At 37.9% G+C, this 25,639-nt stretch carries 30 protein-coding genes; 14 read left to right on the plus strand and 16 right to left on the minus strand.

The genetic code is table 11. The annotated features are described in order from the left end of the window. Window positions 1-119 precede the first annotated feature (119 nt). Window positions 120-1,184: a ribosome small subunit-dependent GTPase A gene (rsgA, locus tag JKP73_RS17985; protein ID WP_038245783.1), complete on the plus strand. Its 1,065-nt coding sequence runs from the start codon at window positions 120-122 to the stop codon at window positions 1,182-1,184. Window positions 1,185-1,513: 329 nt separating this feature from the next. Here the strand turns inward: rsgA and JKP73_RS17990 are convergent, their stop codons facing one another. After that, window positions 1,514-2,056 (minus strand): HD domain-containing protein, encoded by a 543-nt coding sequence (locus tag JKP73_RS17990; protein ID WP_200411617.1) that lies wholly within the window; start codon window positions 2,054-2,056, stop codon window positions 1,514-1,516. Window positions 2,057-2,058: 2 nt separating this feature from the next. Further along, entirely contained in the window at window positions 2,059-2,658 is a 600-nt protein-coding gene (locus JKP73_RS17995; RefSeq protein ID WP_021288701.1) for a TetR/AcrR family transcriptional regulator, read from the minus strand. A gap of 85 nt (window positions 2,659-2,743) precedes the next feature. On the opposite strand from JKP73_RS17995, the gene JKP73_RS18000 reads away from it, so the two are divergent. The 6 genes from JKP73_RS18000 (at window position 2,744) to JKP73_RS18025 (ending at window position 7,977) form a co-directional block, all read left to right on the plus strand. Further along, window positions 2,744-3,289 carry a hypothetical protein gene (locus JKP73_RS18000; protein ID WP_021288700.1) on the plus strand — a complete coding sequence of 182 codons (546 nt, stop codon included), beginning with the start codon at window positions 2,744-2,746 and terminating at the stop codon, window positions 3,287-3,289. Window positions 3,290-3,417: 128 nt separating this feature from the next. Beyond that, complete coding sequence (gene fni / locus JKP73_RS18005) at window positions 3,418-4,473, plus strand: type 2 isopentenyl-diphosphate Delta-isomerase (RefSeq protein ID WP_021288699.1); 1,056 nt, start codon at window positions 3,418-3,420, stop codon at window positions 4,471-4,473. A gap of 188 nt (window positions 4,474-4,661) precedes the next feature. Beyond that, complete coding sequence (locus tag JKP73_RS18010; RefSeq protein ID WP_021288698.1) at window positions 4,662-5,120, plus strand: DUF2188 domain-containing protein; 459 nt, start codon at window positions 4,662-4,664, stop codon at window positions 5,118-5,120. A gap of 92 nt (window positions 5,121-5,212) precedes the next feature. Next, a complete protein-coding gene (locus JKP73_RS18015; protein WP_021288697.1) occupies window positions 5,213-6,082 on the plus strand; it encodes an MBL fold metallo-hydrolase in 870 nt (289 codons plus the stop codon). A gap of 72 nt (window positions 6,083-6,154) precedes the next feature. Beyond that, the gene (locus JKP73_RS18020) at window positions 6,155-6,871 is read left to right on the plus strand and encodes a DsbA family oxidoreductase (protein WP_021288696.1); all 717 of its coding nucleotides are present in this window, start codon (window positions 6,155-6,157) and stop codon (window positions 6,869-6,871) included. A gap of 368 nt (window positions 6,872-7,239) precedes the next feature. Further along, entirely contained in the window at window positions 7,240-7,977 is a 738-nt protein-coding gene (locus JKP73_RS18025; protein WP_021288695.1) for a SurA N-terminal domain-containing protein, read from the plus strand. 38 nt (window positions 7,978-8,015) lie between these two features. Here JKP73_RS18025 and hisC read toward each other — a convergent pair whose 3' ends face one another. The 9 genes from hisC to hisZ are packed head-to-tail and all read right to left on the minus strand — an operon-like array spanning window position 8,016 to window position 15,568. Next, window positions 8,016-9,080 carry a histidinol-phosphate transaminase gene (hisC, locus tag JKP73_RS18030; protein WP_021288694.1) on the minus strand — a complete coding sequence of 355 codons (1,065 nt, stop codon included), beginning with the start codon at window positions 9,078-9,080 and terminating at the stop codon, window positions 8,016-8,018. Then, the gene (gene hisIE / locus JKP73_RS18035) at window positions 9,073-9,714 is read right to left on the minus strand and encodes a bifunctional phosphoribosyl-AMP cyclohydrolase/phosphoribosyl-ATP diphosphatase HisIE (RefSeq protein WP_021288693.1); all 642 of its coding nucleotides are present in this window, start codon (window positions 9,712-9,714) and stop codon (window positions 9,073-9,075) included. Before hisIE ends, hisC begins: the two co-directional genes overlap by 8 nt. Further along, window positions 9,705-10,478 carry an imidazole glycerol phosphate synthase subunit HisF gene (hisF, locus tag JKP73_RS18040; RefSeq protein ID WP_021288692.1) on the minus strand — a complete coding sequence of 258 codons (774 nt, stop codon included), beginning with the start codon at window positions 10,476-10,478 and terminating at the stop codon, window positions 9,705-9,707. The genes hisIE and hisF overlap by 10 nt, the downstream gene beginning before the upstream one ends. Beyond that, window positions 10,468-11,190, minus strand: a complete 723-nt coding sequence (gene hisA / locus JKP73_RS18045) for a 1-(5-phosphoribosyl)-5-[(5-phosphoribosylamino)methylideneamino]imidazole-4-carboxamide isomerase (RefSeq protein WP_200411618.1) — start codon at window positions 11,188-11,190, stop codon at window positions 10,468-10,470. Before hisA ends, hisF begins: the two co-directional genes overlap by 11 nt. Further along, window positions 11,187-11,792 (minus strand): imidazole glycerol phosphate synthase subunit HisH, encoded by a 606-nt coding sequence (gene hisH, locus JKP73_RS18050; protein ID WP_021288690.1) that lies wholly within the window; start codon window positions 11,790-11,792, stop codon window positions 11,187-11,189. The genes hisA and hisH overlap by 4 nt, the downstream gene beginning before the upstream one ends. A 26-nt stretch (window positions 11,793-11,818) precedes the next feature. Then, window positions 11,819-12,403 carry an imidazoleglycerol-phosphate dehydratase HisB gene (gene hisB, locus JKP73_RS18055; protein ID WP_021288689.1) on the minus strand — a complete coding sequence of 195 codons (585 nt, stop codon included), beginning with the start codon at window positions 12,401-12,403 and terminating at the stop codon, window positions 11,819-11,821. Continuing rightward, entirely contained in the window at window positions 12,390-13,688 is a 1,299-nt protein-coding gene (hisD, locus tag JKP73_RS18060) for a histidinol dehydrogenase (protein ID WP_021288688.1), read from the minus strand. The genes hisB and hisD overlap by 14 nt, the downstream gene beginning before the upstream one ends. Before the next feature lie 2 nt (window positions 13,689-13,690). Beyond that, window positions 13,691-14,320, minus strand: coding sequence for an ATP phosphoribosyltransferase (hisG, locus tag JKP73_RS18065; RefSeq protein WP_200411619.1), 630 nt, complete (start codon window positions 14,318-14,320; stop codon window positions 13,691-13,693). Beyond that, window positions 14,321-15,568, minus strand: a complete 1,248-nt coding sequence (hisZ, locus tag JKP73_RS18070) for an ATP phosphoribosyltransferase regulatory subunit (protein WP_200411620.1) — start codon at window positions 15,566-15,568, stop codon at window positions 14,321-14,323. 114 nt (window positions 15,569-15,682) lie between these two features. Between hisZ and JKP73_RS18075 the strand changes: the two genes are divergently transcribed. The 3 genes from JKP73_RS18075 to murB all read left to right on the plus strand — a co-directional run bounded on the left by JKP73_RS18075 (window position 15,683) and on the right by murB (window position 18,354). Further along, entirely contained in the window at window positions 15,683-16,474 is a 792-nt protein-coding gene (locus tag JKP73_RS18075) for a histidinol-phosphatase HisJ family protein (protein WP_200411621.1), read from the plus strand. Window positions 16,475-16,577: 103 nt separating this feature from the next. Next, a complete protein-coding gene (locus tag JKP73_RS18080; protein ID WP_021288684.1) occupies window positions 16,578-17,390 on the plus strand; it encodes an alpha/beta fold hydrolase in 813 nt (270 codons plus the stop codon). Window positions 17,391-17,448: 58 nt separating this feature from the next. Further along, a complete protein-coding gene (gene murB / locus JKP73_RS18085; RefSeq protein ID WP_234447132.1) occupies window positions 17,449-18,354 on the plus strand; it encodes a UDP-N-acetylmuramate dehydrogenase in 906 nt (301 codons plus the stop codon). A gap of 87 nt (window positions 18,355-18,441) precedes the next feature. Here murB and ehuA read toward each other — a convergent pair whose 3' ends face one another. The 4 genes from ehuA to ehuB all read right to left on the minus strand — a co-directional run bounded on the left by ehuA (window position 18,442) and on the right by ehuB (window position 21,620). Then, complete coding sequence (ehuA, locus tag JKP73_RS18090; RefSeq protein ID WP_188943669.1) at window positions 18,442-19,212, minus strand: ectoine/hydroxyectoine ABC transporter ATP-binding protein EhuA; 771 nt, start codon at window positions 19,210-19,212, stop codon at window positions 18,442-18,444. Then, window positions 19,212-19,922 (minus strand): ectoine/hydroxyectoine ABC transporter permease subunit EhuD, encoded by a 711-nt coding sequence (ehuD, locus tag JKP73_RS18095; RefSeq protein ID WP_021288681.1) that lies wholly within the window; start codon window positions 19,920-19,922, stop codon window positions 19,212-19,214. Before ehuD ends, ehuA begins: the two co-directional genes overlap by 1 nt. Beyond that, window positions 19,922-20,548 (minus strand): amino acid ABC transporter permease, encoded by a 627-nt coding sequence (locus tag JKP73_RS18100; RefSeq protein ID WP_038246092.1) that lies wholly within the window; start codon window positions 20,546-20,548, stop codon window positions 19,922-19,924. Before JKP73_RS18100 ends, ehuD begins: the two co-directional genes overlap by 1 nt. 178 nt (window positions 20,549-20,726) lie before the next feature. Beyond that, window positions 20,727-21,620 carry an ectoine/hydroxyectoine ABC transporter substrate-binding protein EhuB gene (ehuB, locus tag JKP73_RS18105; RefSeq protein WP_021288679.1) on the minus strand — a complete coding sequence of 298 codons (894 nt, stop codon included), beginning with the start codon at window positions 21,618-21,620 and terminating at the stop codon, window positions 20,727-20,729. Between the two features lie 478 nt (window positions 21,621-22,098). On the opposite strand from ehuB, the gene JKP73_RS18110 reads away from it, so the two are divergent. The 4 genes from JKP73_RS18110 to JKP73_RS18125 all read left to right on the plus strand — a co-directional run bounded on the left by JKP73_RS18110 (window position 22,099) and on the right by JKP73_RS18125 (window position 25,009). Then, window positions 22,099-23,016 carry a ketopantoate reductase family protein gene (locus JKP73_RS18110; protein WP_200411622.1) on the plus strand — a complete coding sequence of 306 codons (918 nt, stop codon included), beginning with the start codon at window positions 22,099-22,101 and terminating at the stop codon, window positions 23,014-23,016. Between the two features lie 17 nt (window positions 23,017-23,033). Next, entirely contained in the window at window positions 23,034-23,216 is a 183-nt protein-coding gene (gene ytzI / locus JKP73_RS18115; protein ID WP_021288677.1) for a YtzI protein, read from the plus strand. A gap of 4 nt (window positions 23,217-23,220) precedes the next feature. Continuing rightward, the gene (locus tag JKP73_RS18120; RefSeq protein ID WP_038245777.1) at window positions 23,221-24,201 is read left to right on the plus strand and encodes a Gfo/Idh/MocA family protein; all 981 of its coding nucleotides are present in this window, start codon (window positions 23,221-23,223) and stop codon (window positions 24,199-24,201) included. 94 nt (window positions 24,202-24,295) lie between these two features. Further along, on the plus strand, window positions 24,296-25,009 hold the full coding sequence (locus JKP73_RS18125) for a nitroreductase (protein ID WP_200411623.1): 714 nt from the start codon (window positions 24,296-24,298) through the stop codon (window positions 25,007-25,009). Window positions 25,010-25,051: 42 nt separating this feature from the next. On the opposite strand, the gene JKP73_RS18130 is transcribed toward JKP73_RS18125, so the two are convergent. Next, a complete protein-coding gene (locus JKP73_RS18130; protein WP_188943661.1) occupies window positions 25,052-25,612 on the minus strand; it encodes a M15 family metallopeptidase in 561 nt (186 codons plus the stop codon). Window positions 25,613-25,639: the final 27 nt, after the last annotated feature.

Genomic DNA, 25,639 nt, shown 5'->3' on the forward strand with positions numbered 1-25,639 from the left:
GAAAGGAGTGATGTTTTATGAGTGAATTCGTAATAAAAAAGCAAACCACCCATATTACACGTAAAATGGAGGAACGGTCGGTATAATGGCTTTCCTCCAGAAAATAGGAGGAAACAATCGTGAGTAATTTAGAAAAGTTAGGCTGGGATGAACATTTTTTCCCTGCAATAGATACGGATAAGCTGGCACGCGTTGCAGCGGTTCAACGTAATCAGTATCGAATTACCGATGGGGAGAATGACTATATTGCCCATGTAAGCGGAAGATTTTTAAATGGTACTACCTCCATATTAGAATTTCCAACCATTGGTGACTGGGTTCGCGTAGATAAATTGATGGAGGAAGGAAAAGCAGTTATTCATCAAGTGGTGCCGAGAAAGAGTCAATTTATCCGGCAAGCGGCAGGAGAGAAAACAGAGGGTCAGCTCGTGGCGGCAAATGTAGACACGATCCTTATTGTTAATTCATTAAATGAGGATTTAAATATACGGCGGATGGAGCGTTATGTCCTTGCTGCCTATGAAAGTGGAGCTACACCTATTATTGTTCTAACAAAGAAGGATGAATGTACAGAAGCGGTACTAGCAGATGCGATTAGCGAAATCGAAGAGATAGCGATTGGAGTGCCAATTGTTGCTTTAAGTAGTTTGACTGGTGAAGGGTTGAACGATCTTTTGGAGTATGTAGTTCCGAAGAGAACAGCAGCATTACTGGGGTCTTCTGGTGTAGGAAAGTCAACACTAGTTAATATATTGTTGGGCGAAGAAGTACAGACGACGAAAGCTATTCGTAGTCAGGATAGCAAAGGACGTCATACGACAACCCATCGAGAGTTGTTTCAATTGCAAAGTGGCGCATTGCTTATTGATACACCTGGAATGCGTGAACTACAGCTATGGGAAGGCGATCATTCTTTTAACACTACATTTCAAGATGTAGAAAGTTTTGTTGAAGCATGCTATTTCACAGATTGTCGGCATGATACAGAACCAGGTTGTCGGGTGAAAGCTGCAATAGCTTCAGGTGAACTATCGGAACAACGCTTTCAGAGTTACCTCAAATTGCAGCGTGAACTGGCATATGAAAAAAGAAAACAAGACCAAAAAGCACAATTAGAAGAAAAAAACAAGTGGAAACAGATATCGAAGACCATGAAAAAACGATATAAATATCACAAACGGTAGAAAGAATCACGGATTTAAACCATTTATTGAATGGGGGGACATATAGACCCCCCTCAAACTTAAAATGAAGAAAAGGAACACACTTGCTTAATAGTTAATTATACAGTAGAAAAACATTACAGAGCTTCTATGGCTGCAGCAGTGGTTGTAATGATCCACTCGGGTAAGCGATTTCTTACTCGAGTCAGCTGAGGCCGATCCAGTGAAAAAGCGAAACGATTTTAAACTGCAATCGAATGAAGGGCCCGAATCGAATGTAATAGAGATCGGGTTTACGTGCCGGTTTTATTTAGCTATATTACTTTCCCATAGCAGCTTTTTTATATTTGTTATGAAACAAAGATTCGATGAACGAGTTCTTCATACGTCTTAAAATAATCTGGTATGTCTTCTTGATTGATCCCGTTATACATTACTTTAGCAATCGCTTGGTTATACCATTTCTGTTGATCATATGGAGCATTAAAATGATCCCATACTGCATCACCTTGATTAGCTAAGTCAGCCTCTAGACTTAATAAATTATCAAGTTTATCGGCTATTATTAACTGTTTGATTTCTTTACCACCTACTCTGACAGTATCAATGGTATGTTGTTTTCGTTCTTTCCAACGTAAGGATTTATCCTCTGTGTGAGCTGCAACCAAATAAGCTACATGACTGCCAAAGTGTTCTTTAATGTCTTCAATTGTATAAGGCGTATCCTCAACGACATCATGTAGATAGCCTGCACAAATTAATTCTTCACCGAAACCAGCCGCTTCAAGTCTTTCAGCTACACGAACTGGGTGTGTAATATATGGGGCATTCGAACTTTTTCTCCGTTGCCCATGATGTGCACTTGTTGCAAAGTGTTTGGCTCTTTGTTTCATCTCTACCCCTCCTGTTTACATAATGTTTGTAGATGATGCTGGATAACAGCATGCATGGTATCCACAGATAAACTGTCTGGTTGGAGTATATGATGGATCGCAAGTCCATCAATGAGTGCATATAACCGTTCAATCTCGACTTCCGCCGCAAAATCATTTGCTACGAATTGTAAGGATATAAGGCTATGGATAACCGTAGAAACAACTTGCCTTAAATCATGATATACTTGTCGATTTAAATTCATTAAATCTGGATCGACAAGGCTTCTTGCTGTGAAGCTGAGCCATACCTCCATTTCTATTTTTCTATTGTTATCGAAAGGCAAAAATTCGAAAAGTATTTCCTGCATGACTTGAAGTGGTGGCCCTGTGTAATGTTTATTGGCCATCCGTTCGCTTACTCGTTCAGAAATGAGCTGCATCGAATAGCGTAATAATTCAGGTTGTGTCGTAAAATAATGCCTTAAAGAGCCGACGGATAGTTGAGCAGCTTCAGCCACATTCCGAACAGTCGCTCGTTCTATCCCAGCTTCGGCAATTACTTTCCATGTTGCTTCAGCTATAATGATTTTTCTTTTTTCATGATCTACTTTTTTTGGCATGTTTTTATTATAGCACAGTTGTATTATTTAAATAAGTCGCATATAATTTAATTAGTACAACTGTACTAAAAAAGGGGTGGAGATAATGATTGGTTGGTTGATCATAGCTTGTGAAATAGGCTTTTGGATATTTGTTGCAGCTGGATTGGTAACAAGGTATATCTTAAAAAGGCAACGGCTGAGTACGATTTTGCTTATTCTTACACCGGTTGTCGATTGCATTTTGTTAATAGCAACCGTCATCGATTTAAAAAACGGTGCAGTGGCTTCGACTGTCCATGGTATTGCTGCAATTTATATTGGTGTGAGTGTTGCATATGGCCATACTATGATTAAGTGGGCAGATCAGCAATTTGCTTTCCATTTTGCAAATGGAGAGAGGCCTGCCAAAAAGAAAAAATATGGCAAAGAGCTTGCTAAACGTGAAAGAGTTGGCTGGTATCGTCACTTAGCAGCTTGGTGTATCGGAAGCTTATGTCTAGGAGGAATTATCTTATACATCAATGATACAGCACAAACTTTTGTACTTCTTGGAACACTTCGTTTATGGTCGTTGATTTTATTAATTGATTTTATCATTAGCTTTAGTTATACCGTGTTTCCTAAAAAAGAAAAAAATTCGTATACTTAGCGTATGCTGGCTTAGAACTAGGCAAAAGAATATGGAAGCAAACTTCTTCATTTCTAATCGAAACATACGATTTCATAGACAAGTTATGTTATGATAAGATCCGAGGTCAAATATTGGAGGTCTATAGCATGGAAGAGGGAATCAACCGCAGGAAAACCGAACACATCAGGCTCTGCTTAACCGAAAATGTGGAAGGTGTTAACAAAGCAACAGGGCTAGAGGGTATTTCATTTATACATAATGCACTTCCAGAAATTAATTTTGATACCATCAAAACCGATACAAGTTTTTTAAATAAATCGTTAAAGGCTCCTTTCTTGGTTAGTTCGATGACAGGTGGATCAGAATTAGCAGCTGAAATCAATCAAAACCTAGCAATAGCAGCAGAAGCAAAAGGTTGGGCTGTTGCACTAGGTTCTACAAGAGCGTTGTTAGAAAGTGATTCGCATAAAGCTTCTTTTTTGATTCGCAAACAGGCTCCGACAGCGCCATTAATTGCTAATCTAGGGGCAGTTCAATTAAATTATGGTTATGGAGTAGAAGAAGCTCAGCGGATTGTTGATCTAACGGAGGCTGATTCGCTTGTTTTACATTTGAATAGTTTACAGGAAGCCGTGCAAGATGAAGGCGACTTAAATTTCGAAAAATTGTTACCAAAGATTGAAGAAATTTGTAATAAATTAACAGTACCAGTTGGTGCGAAAGAAGTTGGTTTTGGGATTGATGGCACTGTGGCAGAAAAACTATATGGCGCAGGTATTTCCTATATTGACGTATCTGGAGCAGGCGGTACATCCTGGAGCCAAGTGGAAAAACTTAGATCTCAGGATCCTTTAAAAAAAGCTGCAGCTGAAGCGTTTAATAATTGGGGAATACCTACGAAGGATTGTATTGTTTCTGTTAAGAGTAAGCTTCCAAGTATTCCACTAGTGGCAAGCGGAGGGATGAAAACAGGAGTTGATGCTGCCAAAGCAATAACAATTGGTGCTGATGTGATCGGTTTTGCTCGTCAGTTATTACAGGCAGCAACTGAATCAGCTGAAGCAGTTGTTACGACCATGGATCAAATCGAATTAGAGTTGAAAATGGTTATGTTTGGAATTGGCGTAACCACACTTGAAGATTTAAAAAATACGAAACGTGTGAATATAATGGGAACATCATTATTAGAAGAAAACAGCTAATGCTTATATAAGCATTAGCTGTTTTTTCAAAAGATAAGAAAGTGTTCAGTTACTCCCGCTGATATGCCCGTTAGCATATAATAAAAATGCCTCTTTCCTGCTTGGATGAATAACGTATATCATGTGTTTTTAATGATATCGAAAAGGGTAGTCTATAACTAAGAATTTTCGTCGGGAGGTTTTTTTCTATGCCATGGACACGAACGGATTATCCATCCTCTATGAAAAACTTAGAAGCTATTACGAAGAAAAAAGCGATTGATATTGCAAATTCGATGCTTGATGAAGGGTATGAGGAGAGTAGAGCTATACCGATTGCAATTGAACAAGCCAAACAATGGCGCAAACAAGCTTCAACTGAAGAAATAAATCAGTATAAAAATAACGGCAAGCCAACGAAACGTTCAAGCGAAGGAAAGCAATATGAAAATAATCCAGAGCGATTAGAGGAAGGCGAGCATGTCGTTGCTCATGAAGGCGGCTGGGCTGTACGATCAAGTAATGGGAAGAAGCCAAGTAATGTTTTTCAAGATAAGCATGGGGCTATCCAACGTGCTCGAAAAATAGCAAAAAATAAAGGAACGTATTTGATTGTACACCGACAGGATGGTTCTATTGAAGAAAAGAAGAAGTATGCTTCAACATAACTATTCATGTATAAATAACTGCTCTTAGAGTGGTTATTTTTTTGCTCCCTGATAAATACTAGAGGTAATACGATACAAAGGAGCTAGTTATTATGGATAACGAATTTCATCAATCCGAACATCATAAATTTATTCCAATGACATCGATCACGAGTGGTGGGGGAATTCAAGTTAAAACCGATATATATTACTACACGGATCAAATCGTCAATATTGGGTTTATTGGCAATCCAGAGACAGGTGACTGGGTGTTAATTGACGCTGGTTTACCAAATGCTGCTCCGGAGATAAAGTCAGTGGTTGTGGATCGTTTCGGAAGAGGGAGTCAGCCGAATGCAATCTTATTGACACATGGGCATTTTGATCATGTTGGAGGGATAGCTGATTTATTAGAGGAATGGGATGTTCCTGTATATGCTCATCCACTAGAAATCCCTTATTTGACGGGTGAGAAGAGTTATCCAGATCCTGACCCCTCCGTAGAAGGAGGGGTATTAGCTAAAATATCCTCTATGTATCCAGTAGAACCGATTGATTTAGGAGAAGCAATTCAATCTTTACCGGAAGATAATTCCGTTCCGGGGTTAGCTGATTGGAAATGGATTCACACACCAGGACATACGCCAGGGCATGTTTCGTTTTACCGTGAACGTGACGGATTTTTATTCTCAGGTGACGCGGTGGTTACGGTTCGACAAGATTCATTGCCACGTGTTTTTATGCAAACACAAGAGGTATGTGGTCCACCAAGATATCTTACAACCGATTGGAAAGCTGCACGAGCGTCGGTTGAAAAGCTGGCTGAGCTTAATCCATCAACTTTGGTATCTGGACACGGTGCAGTTATGAAAGACGAGAAACTATCCAAAGGATTTCAAAGGTTAGTATCTTCTTTTGATGAATTAGCTATGCCTAACCATGGAAAATATGTCGATCAAGATGACTCTCCCAATTATCATTAATCGGGACCAAGCAGGATTCTTCATTAGGAAAGTTCAGCTATGCTACAATAATAGGAGAAATGAGGTGCAGCTATGAAAATTGAAATTTGGTCTGATTTTGTGTGCCCTTTTTGCTATATTGGAAAAAGAAAGCTAGAGAACGCTTTAGAAACTTTCTCTCATCGAAACGAAGTAACATTAGAATTCAAAAGTTATGAGTTGGATCCAGAATCAGAGGCGATGCCAAATGAAACCATACATGAACACTTATCAAATAAGAAAGGTATGTCATTGGATCAGGCAAAGCAAATGAACAAAAATGTAGGAAAGCAAGCGGAGCAAGTTGGTCTAACCTACCGTTTTGATACAATGCAGCATACAAATACGTTTGATGCACATCGATTAGCTAAATATGCTGAAAAGCAAGGAAAAGGGAGGGATATGGCAGAACGGTTAATGCATGCGTATTTTACGGAATCCAAATTAATAAGCGATTATCCTACACTAGCCGAATTAGCAGCTGATGTTGATTTAAATAAACAAGATGTTCTAGGAATGCTGGAATCTAATGAATATACAAAACATGTAAGAGAAGATGAATCACAAGCACGAGAAATTGGAGTTCAAGGAGTTCCTTTCTTTGTCTTTAATGAAAAATATGCACTATCTGGTGCACAGCCTCAAGAAGTGTTTGAAGAAGTACTAAATCAGATATGGGAAGAAGAACAAAAAGAAAGTAAACTCAAATCCCTAAATCCTACTTCTGCTAAAACAACTTATTGTACAGATGAAGGCTGTGAGAGTGAATAGGGAAACTATGCCGCTTATTAGAGTTTTTTCTCTGATAAGCAATTTTTTTGCAGAAAATTGCATTTAGACAAGTGTTGTTGATTATAATTCATGAAGTAGCTAGGGTAAAATAATCTCAGCTAAACACTTGAAAACCTATCATTAAAAGGCGCTCCTGCTAGTGTCGATAATTAAGTAGGTACATAAAAGCCTGTCGAATGTGGCATAATTGAGAAAAAGGCCCGAGTATTGTTGATAAACTGTAAATGGGGCTTTATCCCTTGCTACAGTTGTTTTTTCACTGAAAAAAGCACATTTGGCACTTGAAAAGGTTATACGAAGTATGTTTGAATGAAAGGACATTCACGAAGAAAAGAGGGATTGTACGAATGAAGAAATTGATTTTGTTAGGTTTCACTTTAACTTTAGCAATTGTATTAGCAGCTTGTGGTGACGACAACGCTGAAGGAGATAATAGTAACGAACAAGCTACAGAGCAAGAGCAAGGGAGTTCGTCTGAAGAAGGTCAGCAGCAACAACAGCAAAAAGTAGAAGTAACAGATGAGGAGAAAGTAGCTGCCGATAAAGCAGTAGCTTCTGTAAATGGGGAAGAAATTAAAGGTGACCGTTATAACCCAACATACTCTCAACTAAAGATTACAATGGGACAATATGGCCAAGATGTTAGTGATCAAGAAAAGTTGAAAGAACAAGCAATTACAGTTCTTGTTGAGCAACATTTAATTCGTGAAGATGCTAAGAGTAAAGGGATTGAAGTATCAGATAAAGAGGTTCAATCTGAATTCGATACACTCAAAGAACAAAATGGCGATCAATTAACTGCAGCGATGGAACAATTCCAATTAAATGAAGAACAATTCAAAACGATGTTAAAAGATGATTTAATTACAACGAAATATATTGACTCACAGTTGGATATTAAAGTAACGGATAAGGAAATAGAAGAGTACTACAATCAGATCAAAGAACAAAATCAAGAGATTGGTGAGTTGAAAGATTTAGAGGAACAAATAAAAGCTCAAGTTGAACAGCAAAAAACAAATGAACAGCTTCAAGCAAAAGTGGATGAATTGAAAAAAGATGCTGAAGTAGAAACCTTAATATAGACAATAAAATGGATCTCCCTTCTACAAGGGAAGATCCATTATTTTTTGCTGAATATATCATCAATAATACCCAGGAACTGTTCCATGGATTCTTTTGTCCCTATCGTAATTCGCAAGTAATTCGATATCCGCAGTTTATTAAAATGACGCACTAAAATGCCGTTTTCTTTTAACCCTTTATAAAGCGATTCAGCATGAAACATTGGGTGATGGACAAAGAGAAAATTCGTTTCGGAAGGCAGTACCTTAAAGCCACGTTTTTTTAACTCCGATAAGAGCCAGTTCCTCGTATTCATTATTTTTCTCGTTGTTTCTTGATAATATTTATTATCTTCTATTGCAGCCTCTGCACCGGCGATAGCTAGACGGTCAACAGTATAAGAATTAAAGGAATCCTTTATTCGGGTGAGCCCTTCAATTAGTTCTTTATCTCCAATAGCGTACCCGATTCTTAATCCAGCTAGCGAGCGCGATTTAGACATCGTTTTTACAACGAGGAGATTCTTGTATTGCTTAATAAGTTCAACCGCACTATCAGAAGCGAAATCACTATAAGCTTCGTCAATGATAACGACATTATCATTATTATTCTCGATAATGGCTTGAATTCGGTCCAATGCAGTATGAATACTTGTTGGTGCATTTGGGTTCGGTAGAATAACGCCTCCCTGAGATCCAAAAAACAGCGTTTCATCCAAGGTGAAATCCTGTTTTAATGGCATTTCTCTATAGGGAATTTGAAAGAGGTTGGCGTATACTGGGTAAAAGCTATAAGAAATATCAGGAAATAAAATCTGTTGATGTTCTTCAAAAAATGCCATAAAGGAAAAAGCTAATACTTCATCTGAGCCATTTCCGATGAAAACATTTTCTTTATCTACTTGGTAGTGATAAGCTATTTTTTCTCTTACATTATCCAATGTAGGAGAAGGGTAGCGATTCATTTGGTTTTCCACTTCTTGTTTAATTGCTCCCACTACAAGAGGGGAGGGAGGATACGGGTTTTCATTTGTATTTAGTTTAATAATATTTGGATCATTTAATTGCTCACCAGGTACATAAGGTGTACATCGTTTCGCTGCTTCACTCCAAAATTTAGTCATTTTGTTCAGCCTTTTTTTGAATATGTCTTTCGCTTAACTCATCATAAATATCCGTGACAGCTACTCCCAATACTTCCATGAGTACAAGCGTATGATAGGTTAAATCAGCAACTTCCCAAGTGACTTCTTCTTTATCGGTGTTTTTAGCACCAATAATGACTTCACTCGCTTCCTCTCCAACCTTTTTTAAAATTTTATCCACCCCCATATCAAAGAGATAGGTTGTATACGAACCTTCTACGGGATTATTTCTTCGTTCAGATATCCGATTTGTCAACTGCTGAATTACTTCAAAATTTGCTGGTTTATTCTGGTATAGCATGTCATGAAAACATGTAACATCACCTGTATGGCATGCAGGTCCGAACGGATTAACTTTTAGTAACAAGGCATCTTGATCACAATCTAAGGAGATTTCTTGAACAACTTGTTTGTTTCCTGAAGTCGCTCCTTTATTCCATAGTGCTTGACGCTTTCTGCTGAAAAACCATGTTTCCTTTGTCTCTATTGTTTTTTCAAAGGCTTCTTTATTCATATAGGCTAGGGTTAATACTTGTCCTGTGTTTGCATCTTGTACAATAGCTGGAAGCAAACCATTCTCATCAAATGTGATATTATTAAAATCTATTTCCATTGCAAATCTCTCCTAACTTCTATTCCAGATTGATACAATTCCGTTTTTAATTCAGGTATGGAAATTTCTCCATAATGGAACACAGAGGCAGCTAAGGCAGCATCTGCAATCCCATCTTGTAACACCTCAGCAAAATGCTGTGTTGTACCTGCACCACCACTTGCAACGATCGGGAGATTTACTTCAGCTGCAACGGATTGCATTAATGCTAGGTCGTAGCCATTTTTTTCTCCATCTGTATTAATTGCATTTAGGACAATTTCTCCTGCACCTAGTGCTTCCCCCTGTTTGGCCCAATCGACAACATCTAGGTTTGATTGTTGACGTCCTCCATTAATATAAACACCCCATCTATTATTGGCAGCTTGCTTTGCATCAATGGAAAGTACAATACATTGAGATCCAAATCTCAGCGCAGCTTCTTTAATGACCAATGGGTTTTTAACAGCTGCGCTATTGATTGATACTTTATCTGCCCCAGCCCGTAGTACTTGATGAATATCTTCTACGGTACGGATTCCGCCTCCGACAGTAAAGGGGATAGCTATTTCTGCAGCAACACTCTCCACCATATCTAGGAAAATATTTCTTTCTTCATTAGAGGCTGTTATATCATAAAATACGAGTTCATCTGCACCGTCTTGATTGTATTTCTTTGCCAAATCAACCGGATGAGCGACATCTTGGATATTTTGAAATTTTTTACCTTTTACGACTCGGCCTTTATCGACATCTAGGCAGGGTACAATACGCTTAGCCAGCATTGCTGATCAGCTCCAATCCTTGTTTTAATGATAAGGATCCATCATAAAGCGCCTTTCCGATTATTGCGCCATATAACTGTTTTTGATTTAATTGAATAATATCATCCAATGTTGTTACTCCTCCTGAAGCAATGATATTCATGGAGGTGGAGTTATTGACATTTTCTAATTCCTCCAAATTAGGGCCTTGTAGCATACCGTCTTTCAAAATATCTGTGTAAATTAATGTTTGTAAACCTAAGTCCTCTAAGTTTCCAACAATTTCTGTTGCCTCTACTTTACTTGTTTCAGTCCACCCATTTGTAGCAACAAAACCATTTCGTGCATCAATGGAAACTGCCGTTTGAGTCGGATAATTCTTAACAGCAGTCTCTAAGAACTGTTTATCTTTAACTGCCGCTGTTCCTAATATAACTCGATCGACTCCAGCATTTAAGTAATCTTCCATAACTGTGATGGATCGGATCCCACCGCCGATTTGGATCGGAATATTCGTTTGCTTGGCAATTTCTTTAATCAAATCTGCATTGATAGACAAGCCAGATTTTGCACCATCGAGGTCAACTAAGTGTAAATAAGCCGCTCCTTGTTCTTCCCATTGCTTCGCAACAGAAACTGGTGAGTCACTATAAATTTTTTCTTTCCTGTAATTTCCCTGTGTTAGGCGGACACACTTTCCATTTTTTATATCAATTGCTGGAAATAGAATCATCTTATCATCTCCCCGAAATTTTCTAATAGCTGCAATCCGATATCGCCACTTTTTTCTGGGTGAAATTGCATTCCAATGATATTGTCCTGTTGGACAAATGCTGGAATCATCCCTCCGTATGTTGAACTTGCAATTAATGAATTATGTTGAAACGCTGTTACAGCATAAGAATGAACGAAATAGACATACGCATCATCTGGGATATCCTTATATAATGCACTGTTTCGATGCGTGGTTAAATTATTCCACCCGATATGGGGTACTTTTACGGAGTTGCTAATTCTACTTACCTTGCCTTCAAGTAGTCCGAACCCTTCCCATTCTCCATCTTCTTCACTTGTTTCATAGAATAATTGCATGCCTAAGCAAATACCAAGTATAGGTTTCCCATTATTCGCTTCATGTTTCAGAATATCAATGAGGCCTTTTTGATCTAACGTTTTCATTGCGTCTTGAAATGCTCCTACACCTGGTAAGATAATTGCATCACTGTTAGCAATCTCATTAGGATCTGTTGTTAAGTAGGATTCCATGCCTTTTTTGGTCAATGCAAACTGAAGACTTTTAATATTTCCAGCTCCATAGTCAATAATCGCAATCATTTTCAACGCCCTTTCTGTATTCGCACTTATAGGCTTCCCTTTGTGGAAGGAACACCTTTGATCCGTCCATTTTTTTGACTAGCTGTATCAAGCGCACGTCCAAATCCTTTAAATATCGATTCAATGATATGATGGGTGTTTTTGCCGTAAACCTGGTGTATATGAAGAGTGACTTTAGCGTTGCTAGCAAATGCTTGAAAAAATTCTTCAACCAGTTCTGTATCAAAATCCCCTACTTTGTCTTTAAGTCCCTCTACTCCATAGACGAGATAGGCACGACCACTTATGTCTATCGAAACTGTTGATAGCGCCTCATCCATTGGCGTTGTTACGCTAGCATAGCGAGTGATCCCTTCTTTATCGCCTAATGCTTGGTGAAATGCTTGACCGAGGGCAATACCAATATCTTCAACAGAATGATGTTGATCAACGTCTAAATCGCCTTTACAAATGATATTGATATCAAATAATCCGTGTTTGGTCATTAAGGTTAACATATGGTCAAAGAAGCCAGCTCCGGTTTGAATGGAGCTAATTCCTGCCCCGTCAATCGTTAATCCTAAAGTGATCTCTGTTTCTGAAGTAGCTCGGTTAAGCTCATGCTTTCGCATTGGAATCATCCTCCTTTCGAATTTGAATGGCCTGGGCATGGGCAGTCAACTTTTCTGTAGTAGCTAATTCTGTAATTGCATCAACTGTGTTAAGTAACGATTGTTTGTCATATTGAATCACGCTGGATTTTTTCATGAAATCATAAACCCCTAATGGTGAAGAAAAAGCAGCGGTACCATTTGTTGGTAATGTATGATTCGGTCCTGCCATATAATCTCCAAGTGCTTCTGGGGAATAGTTACCTAAGAATATGGCACCAGCATTCTTAATGTAACCTAGCTTTTCAATCGGATTTTCAATCATTAATTGCAAGTGTTCTGGAGCAATATCGTTAGCGATGTCCATTGCCTCATATAGATCTTCAACGAGGATGAATTTGCCATTTTGCTGTACAGATTTAGTGATAATTTCCTCTCTTTCCAGCAGCGCGGTTTGTCTTTCCATTTCCTCTTGTATCGCTGTTGCTTGCTTGTTATTCCAAACGATACAAATAGGGGTAGCAGCCTCATCATGTTCTGCTTGTGATAGTAAATCAGCTGCAACAAAATCAGCTGGAGCTGTATCATCTGCAACTATACAAATCTCACTTGGTCCTGCTATCATATCAATGGCTACTTCTCCAAAAACCCATTTTTTTGCGCGAGCCACATATGCATTACCTGGACCAGTGATTTTTTGAACTTTGTTTATCGTTTCCGTTCCATAAGCGAGTGCTGCAATCGCCTGCGCCCCTCCAATTTTATAAACCGTATCTGCTCCGGCCTTCTCGGCAGCAACTAGAATATGTGGGTTTACCTTGCCGTTTGGTTGTGGGGGTGTCGTTATTACGATGGATTCAACCCCAGCAATTTTTGCAGGGATGACGTTCATTAGCACGGTAGATGGATAAGCAGCTTTTCCCCCAGGAATATAGATACCAACACGTTCAAGGGGAGTAACCTGCTGCCCCAAGACAATTCCAGGGATACTTGAATCTATCCATGATTGTTGCAGTTGTCTCTGGTGAAAACGTGTAATATTTGTCTTCGCTTGCTCTAATGCAGGCACAAAAGCAGGAGAAACTCGATCTCGTGCTTCTGCAAATTCATCTTTCGTTACTGTAAAGTCATCTAATTTGATTCCATCGAATTGATTTGTTAAAGAATTGACGGCCCGGTCACCAGCTTCCTTAACCTGACGAATAATATCAAGAACGGATTGATCGATGGAGTTTTCAAGTTGATCTTCGATAGCTTGTGAAGATATCTTGCTGCTCCAATATTGAGCTCCAGTTAGCCATTTCATGTCTATTCCTCCAAGCTTATTTTCAGTTTTTCAATAAATTGCTGTATGTGATTTGCTTTCATGGCAAAACTTGCTTTATTAATAATTAAACGAGTACTTATCGGTTCCACATGTTCAATTACGACCAACCCATTTTCCTTTAGCGTATTACCTGTCTCTACAATATCGACGATCACATCAGAGAGGCCGATCAATGGAGCTAATTCAACAGAACCATTCAGCTTTACGATCTCAACGTTATTCCCTTTACGTAAGAAGTGTTTTTTTGCAACGGTCGGATACTTTGTTGCGATCGTTAAAGATTGTAATGTATCAATGTTTACACCTGGTTTTCCGGCAACGGCAAATTTACATTTTCCAATTTGCAGATCAAGAATCTCATAAATATCAGCTTCTGATTCCAAGATATTATCTTTCCCAGCAATCCCGATATCGGCTGCACCTTTTTCTACATAGGTGGGCACATCCACAGCTTTAACAAAAATAAGCTTAATCGTGTGTTTTTTATTATAAAAGACCAATTTTCTACTGGAAGGGGTTAAATCTTCAAAGAAAATATCCATTTGCTCTAATAATCTAATGGTGTGATCTGCTGTACGGCCTTTTGCTACAGCTAGAGTAAAAGCTTCCATCTATCCATTCTCCTTTTTTGCTTGTAATAATCCCTGTAAATCTACGAAATTTTTAAATTGATAGATTTGATTGTCTACAGCAGCTGTATAAACGTTTTCTGTGTACATGATTTCCCAAGTAGCTTGAATAGTCGCTGTTTCGGATGTTTCCTTAGGAAAAGAAATAACTGAATATCCTTGGTTTCTAAGGTGAAACGCTGCAGCTACAGCCTCTTGTTGCGTATTTGTATCATAATATAAACAGATATCAATGGATGACTCTGGTTCGGACAATAAATGATGTTGACTAGCAGCATGGATTAATAAATCTACATCAAAAGCAAAGCCAATAGCAGGAATATGTGTACCAAACTGATCACCTAGGTTATCATACCTTCCTCCCATAACGACTGGTCTACCAATCTGATTGATAAATCCTTGGAAAATTATATCTGAATAGTAATCCATATCATTAATCAGTCCTAAGTTAAACACAATATCCTCTGACAGGTCATATGCCTGGAGGTTAGTATAAACATCAATTAGTTTTTTTAATTCAGCTTTCACCTCGTTATCCAAGCCATATTGATTAATTTCATTAATGACAGATTTTGGCTGCCCATATAGAAAAGGAATATTCCGAATGGCTGTTTTTAAAGGCTCATCAATAGTTAATGATTCTAAATAAGCTGTCATTTCTGCTAGATTCTTTGATTGTATAAATCTTTGAATATTCGTGATTTCAGTTGTCGAAAGTGATGTTTGTGCAATGAGTGCCTTAAAAAAACCAGCATGCCCAATTTCTATTTTATAGTCGGAAAAACCGCAGTCATGTAAGGTATGAATAGCTAATGCGATAACCTCAGCATCTACTGTGGGTGAAGAGTCTCCAAAGTATTCAATACCTGCTTGGGTACGTTCCTTCTGTTCATTCCATTGTACATGACGAAATACATCCATAACATAAAAGTAGCGATCATGTTTTACAGTTAATTGATTTTTATTGGTCATCCATTGCGTCAATGGAATGGTTATATCTGGGCGTAATACTAACACTTCTCCCGATGCATCGATGATTTTGATCATATCTTCTGTGTTAACAATTCCAGTTTTCGTTGCATACATATCATACTTTTCAAATGCTGAAGTTTGAATTTGTTTATATCCATACGTCTTAAAGCGATGTTTTAGTTTAGAAATCAATTCTTCACGTTGCTGAAACCTTTCGATTTGATCGGCACGATAATGGTTGTTTACTAATGAATGCATAAAGTTAATACTCCTTCCAGAACACTTCATCACTTTATCGCTTTATCTAAATAAAGTTATATAGTATTCTAATAATTATAAAAGAAAAAGTCAACCAAAGGAGCGATATTTTTTATGTTTGATTATCACATGCACAGTACTTTTTCGGCAGATTGTGATACACCAATGGAGAAGGCAATCGAAGAGGCAATTCATAGAGGGCTTAGAGAAATCTGCTTTACAGAGCATATTGATGAAGATTATCCAGATCCTACGATTACCTTTGATTTAGATCTAGCTGCTTATGATAAAAAAATTAGAGAAATGCAACAAGCATATGCAAATAGGATAAATATAAAGAAAGGGGTAGAAATTGGCATTCAGCCACATCTTATTTCTAATTGTAAACGGGTGGTTGAGCAAGAAGTTTTTGACTTTGTTATTTGTTCAATGCACACCACTCAAAAGAAAGATTTACATTCCGGTGATTTCTTTAAGAATCAAACGATAGAGGAAGCATATCAGCAATATTATCAGGAATTATATGTATGTATTACGCAATTTAAAGAATTTCAAGTACTGGGACATATTGATTTAGTAAAGCGATATACGAAAGGACAAGAGAGTAATCATGATTTTCATTCCATTCTTTCACAAATATTTCATGAAATAATTCCAGCTGGGAAAGGTATAGAAATAAACACCTCTGGTTTCCGTTATGGGCTTAACAGTGCCATGCCAAGTACAGATATCTTAAAGCTTTATAAAGACTGTGGCGGAGAAATTATAACTGTGGGTTCAGATTCACATGTAGAAACGACAGTAGGCTCAGGGGTTGAAGATGCAATTCGTTTATTACGCTATCTAGGGTTTAAATATGTCACGACATTTGAAAACAAACAACCGATCTTTCATCCCATTACGTAATGTTTATCGAATGTCCTTGTTTTGAAAGAAAACAATCATGAGACATGCTATAATTGGGTAGAACAAATTAGATTCAACAGGTTGTATAAATGAGGGAAAATGTTTGAAGAAGAAACATATTATAACAATAACGTCAATTGGTCTAATCATCCTTGGTTTCGCGGCCCTTTTATACATGCCAAATAAGGCAAATTCAGATTATGATAAAGTAAGGCCAACCCTATTTGTACATGGTTATAAAGGTACCATAAATTCATTTGGTAATATGTTAAACCGTTTTGAATATGACTATCATTGGGGAAATAAAGCGATCGTGTATTATGTGAAGCAGAACGGAGTTGTTCAAAAATATAATCTCAGTAAAGGAAAAAAAGAACCGGTATTTATTCAAGTTGTGTTTGAGGATAATCGGGCAAGCTTTGAGGTGACGGCAAGTTGGCTTGCAAAAGTGTTAGAGGATATGAAGCAAGTTTATTCCATCGAAAGTGTCAATATAGTCGGGCATTCAATGGGAGGAATTGTGTCATTAGAATACTTGAAGCAATTTCAGGGTGTGAATTTTCCAACAGTACGTAAATTTATTGCTATTGGTAGTCCGTTTGATGGAATTTATAGTGAAGAGTATTTTAAAATAAATCGTGATCCTGCAGCTGCGGATTTACATCCTGATTCTCCTGCATTACAATACCTTCGTGAGCGTCCGTTTCCAGATCATATCGAAGTACTTAGTATTGCAAGTACAGGAGATGCAATTGCTGTGCCAGAAAGTGTACACTCATTACGAAATATTGTACCAGAGGCACAGCTACAGGAGAAAGTTATTCATAATGATCAATTAAGTCATAGTGGCTTACATGAAAGCAGGAAAGTGGATCATCTCATTTATAAATTTCTGTGGCAAGATCATATACAATAGCTTACAATATATTGGAATAATGTTTAAAGGAATGATACGTGTGGGATTGAATCATCATATGTACGATAAATTAACGGAAATAACCCCGAAGAAAAATGTGATGGTGGATGAACCATTAAAGAATCATACGTATACTCGCTTAGGCGGGAAGGCTGATTTTTTAGTAACACCGGAAACATATAATCAAGTACAGGAAATAGTCAAACTAGCAAATAGGGAGGAAATCGCATTTACCCTACTCGGTAATGGATCTAATCTGATTGTAAAAGATGGTGGTATCCGGGGGATTGTTATGAATTTGAAGCAGTTAACCGATATTTCAACAAATGGATCAACCATTGTAGCTCAAAGCGGTGCTAGGATCATTGACGTTTCCAGGGAAGCCCTTGATAAGACATTGTCTGGATTGGAGTTTGCTTGTGGAATCCCAGGATCTGTCGGTGGTGCCTTATTTATGAATGCAGGGGCTTACGGAGGCGAAATAAAGGATGTACTCGTGAGCTCGAGAGTAGTAGATAGAGAAGGAAATCTTTTAACAAGGACAGCAGATCAACTGGATTTGGATTATCGTACGAGTAATATTCCTGAGAGAGGATATATTGTTCTTGAAGCAACGTTTTCCTTGTCGCAAGGTAGTTATCTAGATATTAAAGCAATTATGGATGATTTAACGATGAAACGAGAAACGAAACAGCCATTAGAATATCCTTCATGTGGGAGTGTATTCAAACGACCCCCAGGTTATTTTGCAGGGAAATTAATACAAGATAGCGAATTACAAGGATCACAAATTGGTGGTGCTCAGGTTTCCTTAAAACATGCAGGATTTATTGTGAATAAAGACCAGGCAACGGCAACGGATTATATTCAATTAATTCGTCACGTGCAAAAAACAGTAAGTGATAAATTCGGGGTTCAGTTAGAACGAGAGGTAAAAATTATAGGGGAAGATCCAATACATTAACAAGAAGCTGTAGCTCCGTTTTAATGGAAGCTGCAGCTTCTTGTTTTTATAGCAAACTTCAAGTTGGTGTTCTCTGCTTTTAGCCCTTTAATTTCTAAAACGGTGTAAAAAGCTTTGTAAACGGTCGTTTTTAGAGTGTTCAATGACTTCGCTCGCGGTTCCTTGTTCAGCAATGACACCTTCATCCAAGAACAATACTTTATCTGCGACGTCAAGAGCGAAATCCATTTCATGGGTTACAAGAATCATTGCCATCTCACCGTCTTTAGCAATATCTCGGATCACTTCAAGCACTTCACCGACTAATTCTGGATCCAAAGCTGAAGTTACCTCATCAAATAACATGACTTTTGGTCGCATAACTAAAGCTCTTGCCATAGCTACACGCTGCTTCTGACCTCCGGAGAGCTGGCTAGGATAGTTATCTAATTTATCACCAAGTCCCACTTTTTTTAGCATTTCAATGGATCGGTCTTTGGCAGAGGATTTGCTTTCCTGTTTCACATGGATGGGTGCAGTCATACAGTTTTCTAAAATTGTCATATGAGGAAAAAGATTAAAGTGTTGGAATACCATTCCGATATCTCCTCGAACTGCTCGTAAATGTTTTTCATTTGCTGTAACCTGTTTTCCTTTTTTATCCATCTTCCATAAGTTCGTTCCATCTACAATAATGTCACCAGAAGTAGGCTGTTCCAATGTCATTAGCATTCTAATGATGGTGGTTTTCCCAGAACCACTTGGCCCAATTATAGCTACTTTTTCTGCTGGTCTTATATCTAAATCAATTCCTTTAAGTACTTTTACATCACCAAAGGATTTATGAACATCATTAAACGTAACAATCGGTTCTGTCATTATGCTGTCGCTCCTTTACTACTATTAAGTGCTTCCTTCTTGTCAAAGCGGCGGTTCATTTTCTTTTCTAGCTTATTAATTAGTATAGCAGAAGGATAACTCATTATTAAAAATAATATTGCTACAATGGTAAGAGGTTCTAGATAAGTCCAATATTGTGCTCCATAGCTGTTCGCCATATGAAGTATTCCTGCAACTCCAATTGTAGAAGCAAGAGGCACCTCTTTAAACATAATAATAAGATAGTTTCCTAACATTGGTATTGTTGGTGGAATAGCTTGCGGCAATATAATTTTAGTCCACTTCTGTTTCGTAGAAAAGTTTAGTGATTTGGCTGCTTCCCATTGCCCTTTATCTACTCCGTCAATACCAGAACGGTATACTTCTCCAATATAAGTACTAAAGTGAATACCTAGCCCAAGAATCGCACTTGTGAAAGGATCCAGGGTGACCCCTACAACTGGAACCATCGGCCATGCATAATAAATAAAGAATAGTTGTACTAACGGTGGCGTTGAGCGAATAAATTCCATTACCCACGTTACGATCCAGTTAATTGGTTTAAAAGGAATTCTACGCAGGAATGTCCAAAAAAAGCCGAATATAAGAGCAAATAAATAACAAGCGATGGTTAATCCCAGTGTTATTCCTAGCCCTTCTAAAACAATAGGAAATGCTTCTGCAAATACTTCCCAACTCCAATTACTCATTAATTAGCCACCCCTTTCTTTGAAATACCCTCCAATTTCCGAGTTAAGAAGATTAACGGGAGAGCAAGTATGAAATAGAAGAACAATACTAAGATATAAACTGTCGGCGCCTGGGATAGATTAGAGCTTCGAATAATATCTCCATAGTAAAGAATATCGGTCATTCCAATTAATGATACAAGAGAAGTTGCCTTTAACATTTGAATTAAATAATTTCCGAACTCGGGTAACATCATTCGCACTGCTTGGGGAAAGATAACAAGCCGCATTCGCTGAAATCGCGACATATTCAAAGCAGTCGCAGCCTCTGTTTGTCCTTTGGCAACTGCGAGAATCGATCCACGTACAATTTCTGACATATAGGCGCCATAATTTAATGCTATCGCAATAACACCGGCCCACCAGTTACTACCAAGTTCAATACCAAATAGCATCGGAATGGCATAATAGAGCCAAAACAATTGGACAATTAATGAAGTTCCCCGGAATACCTCGACATAGAATCCAGTAAATTTACGTAGAAAAATATTAGAAGAAAGTCGGCAAAGCCCAGCAATAAATGCAAATAGATAACCAAAAAAGGCAGAACCGAGCAGAACAGTAATCGTGATTGTTAATCCCTTCATTAGGGAAGGGAATATTTCTATGACCGCATTAATGATAATCACTCCTTTAGTAGATTGGCTGCTTCTTTAATACGTAAGATAAAAAATATAGGGCCAGACACCCTGGGCGAGGGAGCCGGACCCTATGGAGTCATCATGTTTATAAACTGTAAAGTTGTTCAGTTTCGTGGAAGGTAGATTAGATGTCACCGTTACAAATTTTTTCCGTAGTAATATCTGCTTCCACCATATTATTTTGTTCGCTGAATCCATTCTTCTCCAGTAATTCTGCTACTGTGCCATCTTCTTTCAATTCAGCAAGTTTTTCATTATATGCATCACGCAATTCCGTGTTATCTAGATGGAAAGCTGCCGCACCATAACTTGGTACACCTTCAACATCTGGTTGTTCAAATCCTTCTACGAATTCTAATTTATCGCTATTCAACGATTCGTATGCCATTTTAATTGTCATCTCTGTACCGGTTGTTGCATCTGCTCTACCAGATTCTACAGCTGATAAAGTAGCTGGTATATCATCTGCATTCGTTATTTGATCTTCGCTTACACCTTCAGATTTAAGAAATTCATTTTCTGTTGCCCCAGCCATAACCGAAACGGTAGCATCTGGATTATCTGCTATATCTGTGTAGCTTTTAAGATTTAGTGGATTTCCTTTTTGGACAATAAGTCCCTCACCGTATTTCATTTCAGGTTCACCGAAGGCTGCGTTCTCACAACGGTCAGGATTAATAGCCATCCCTGCCGTAATAACGTCGAATTGGCCAGCTTTAAGGCCTGGAATTAATTGTCCAAAATCAGCTAATTTCGAATCCATATTTTCCACACCAAGTTCCTTAAATACAGCTGCTGCAATATCAACTGCAGCTCCCTTCAATTCGCCATCTTCCCCCTCATATGCATATGGTTTTTCATTAGCAAAACCAATAGTTACGGTTCCTGCCTCTTTTAATTCGTCTAATTTACTTCCGCTGCTTTCGCCATCTTCCCCGCTTGCACTATCGTCTGACCCGCATGCTGCTAGTGCGAACATGGTTAATCCTAGAACAAGCATAAGTAAGAGTTTCTTCATGTAATTAATTGCCTCCCTTTTTTATTTAAAAATCTATTTTTCTATGTATTGCAGTGCCCAGTTGGTCGGCGCTAGCAATCTTGCGTCTTTATTCCTGGGTAAAAATCACTGCATTTTTATTAAAAAAATAGATTTAAAGAATGGATAGCCTCCTTTATATGCAGTTATATTAAAATGTTACAGGGCTTTTACAATTGATTCAAACACAGTAAATTTTGATAATTTGCAATTTATTACGAAAAATCGATGTATAGGGTATATAAAATTTATATACATAAATATACTGTGGTATCATCCTTTAAGCTTTGGTATGTTCATAAATATGTTGATATAGGGAATAATTACCATTTTATTGAATAGTTATTGTTAGACACCTATCCATTAAAAAAGTACCATTAAGATAACCAAATAAACATGATAAGATAGCATTGGACGACTATCTCTTAATAGCTATATTATTCAAAGGGGAGGGGAAAATATGCATGTTGTTATACTAGGTGCTGGCGCATTGGGGGGGTATTTTGGTTTACGGTATCAAGAGGCAGGTGCTAAGGTTACCTTTTTAGTTCGGGAGAGGAGAGCTGAACAGATTCAAAAGCATGGGCTTGCCATTCGTAGCCCTCGAGGTGATTATGATGTTAAAGATCCTATATTGTGTACGGATCCAAATAATATAGAAAAACCAGATATAGTGATTGTAAGTGTGAAAGGCTATCATTTAGCTGGGACGTTAGATTCTTTACAAGTACTCGTTCAAAAAGGGGCATATATTCTTCCGGTTCTAAATGGTATTGAACATATGGACATTTTGCAGGAAAAATTAGGCGAGAAGAACATAATTGGCGGACTTTCCTTTATTATTGCTACATTAAATGAGCAGGGGTATGTGGTACATTCAAGTGATTTTCATGAGCTTGTGTTTGGGCCACTAAACTCTAGTCAAGAAGAGGTATGTAAGCGATTAGAAGAACTTAGTAGTAAAGCTGTCATGACTGCAACATACCATCCATCCATTTTATATGAACAATGGAAGAAATACATGTTTATTAGTGCTTTTTCCGGAATTACCACGGCCATCAATTTACCAATCGGTCCAATTAGAGAGCATAAAGAGACATTTGCGATTGCAGTAAATCTATTACAAGAGATGAAAAAGTTAGCAAATGCATGCCAAATTAAGCTTACCGACGATGATGTAGAAATGGCAAAAGAAAAACTACTAGGTCTGAATAATGAAGCAACATCATCGATGCACCAGGATAGACGTAAACAATCCCCACTCGAATTGGATCATTTACATGGAGCAGCCATTCGACTTGCTAAACAAAAAGGTCTTACGCTCCCCTATACAAATATGGTGTTAGGGATGGTTAAGCCATTTGCAAATCTAACATAAAGTGAGGTATGTTCTTTGTGTCTACTTATATTGTAGTAATTATCGCCTGTATTATTGTAGTCGCAATCGTTCTTATCTTGTCCTTAGTGACGATCTCAAAAGGATACGCTTATAAGCATGAAATCGATCCATTACCAGATGAATGGGAAACAACAGAAGGAAAGCACGAAGAAGATAGTACGGATAAAAGGGGAGAATAGAGCTTTGAAGTATTCTACAATAGGAACAAGTTGGATAACCGATGCTTTTATTGATGCTGCGCAACAATCAGGGGTAGCTGAATTAGTCTCGGTCTATTCAAGAAATGAACAAAAAGCCCATCGTTTTGCAGAAAAGCATGGAGCAGCTCATATATTTACGGATCTGCAAGCGATGCTTACGGATGAAAGTGATGTTGTGTATGTTGCTTCACCCAATAAATTGCATGCCGATCATATCAAATTATGTATACAGAATGGGAAACATGTATTTTGTGAAAAACCAATGGTATATACTGTGCAGCAATTAGAAGAGATAATGGACTTGGCGAGGGCCAATGATGTCTTCGTTTTTGAAGGGTTCCGGCATCTATTCTCTCCTAATTACAAAATCTTAAAAGAACAACTATTACAAATTGGCGTTATTCGTAGTGCCATGTTTCAATATGTGAAATATTCATCAAAATATGATCAATATAAAGAAGGTAAAGATCCAAATATATTCTCTAAAACTTTTGCCGGTGGTGCATTAATGGATTTGGGTGTATATCCGTTAAGCATGGCAATTGATTTGTTTGGACAGCCCGAGAAAGTCAATTATTTCCCAGTTTTATTATCTAATGGGATTGATGGTAGTGGCACAATTGTATTAACCTATAAGGGTTTTATTGTAACTATTCTTTGTTCAAAAATTGCCAATGCAAGCCTGCCGTCAGAAATTCATGGTGAAGATGGTTCCTTGACGATGGATAGTGTAGCTCCAATTAGTGATCTGCAATTATATGACCGTATTGCTTCAAAAACAACTTCGCTTGCAAGTCAACAATATGAGGCTGACATGATCTATGAAATTCAAGCTTTTGAGAAAATGTTGAAAGGAAAAGATAGGAAATGGCATGATGCCTGTCTGGAAAGAAGCCGTATCGTTGTCCAAATAACTGAACAACTTAGAAAAGAAAATGGAATCCTTTTCCCAGGTGAATCATGATATAATATAGAAACAAATAAAGCTGTTGGTCGCATTCAACAGCTTTATTACTTTTGATATGATAATCGATCATTTATGATATACATATAGAATAATGTACAAGCTATACAGATATCTAAGGAGGGGTCGTCCCATAGATAAGAATTATTTTCAAAAGTTAGTCCGTAGTAGAAGCTCAATCAGGGGATTTAAATCGACGCCGGTAAATAGCGAGACCATTACGGAAGTTTTGGAAGATGCTCAATTTACTCCTTCCAATTGTAATACGCAACCCTGGGACGTCCATATTGTATCCGGGAATATAAAAGATGAATTAAGTCGCAAGATTTTAGAAGCGAATCGTAATGGCCAACATACTGCTGATTTTTCATTTGATACAAAAGATTATTATGCGCGTTATTCTGAACGTCAAATAGAACAAGCCATTGCTTATCAACAGGCGATGGGAATCGATAGGAATGACCGTGAAGGCAGAATGCGTGTCGTTAACTTAAACTATGAATTCTTTCACGCTCCTCATGTTGCCTTTCTATTTATGCCATCTTTTGGGGATAACGTTCGAGTAGCCGCCGATATTGGGATGTATGGTCAGTCATTTTTATTAGCTCTTGCAGCGAGGGGATTAGGTGGCGTTCCGCAAACATCATTAGGCTTTTTTGCTAATCAAGTCAGAGAATCTCTAGACATATCAGAGGACATGAAACTATTATTTGGTATTTCATTTGGTTATCCGGATGAAGACTTCCCTGGAGCTTTGATGCGTGTTGGTCGAGATTCCGTTAATAAAAATGTAGCTTTTCATTCATAAGGAAAAGCTACATTATTTATTAGAAAGTGGTAACAAAATAAACTATTCCTGTGCAGGCTTAGGGCGTATACCACGTTGCAATTGCTCAATGCTTAAGCCAAATGTTATTTGTAAATGTGGATAATCTTTAAATCCTTCCCAGTCTCCACCCCACTCAAATCCTAGATTTTTTGCAATATTTGCAACCTCGAACCAATCGGATTGATTATTATTATTGCCATCGTAATGGATATCCCAAATTAACTCGCCGTTTTTGTTTTCAAGTGCATAGTCGATAGCAAGTCCATAATTATGATAGGATTCGCCACCTTGTGCGTATGTCACAATCTCGCCATCTGTCGCTCTTCCTTGCTGATATAATTCTTCTTGGCGTTCAAATGAGCGAACGTCATCCGTTATCACTACATGGATATCTTTCGTTACTGCTTGTTCAATTAATTTATCTTTCTTCTCTTCCACCGTTGGATGTAATTCCGTTGCTGCTCCAACATCTTCTCTTTGGTCTGTATACTCTTCGTTTTGTCCTTGATAAAGTTGGAATAAGATGATGAGAAATACGGAAATTAGCAGCCATGGAAGTAGTATTTGTTGCAATTTTCTCATGGTGATCTCCTCTAATGTAAAAATAAA

This window comes from Virgibacillus salexigens, assembly GCF_014905415.1.
GTDB lineage: Bacteria > Bacillota > Bacilli > Bacillales > Amphibacillaceae > Virgibacillus > Virgibacillus salexigens.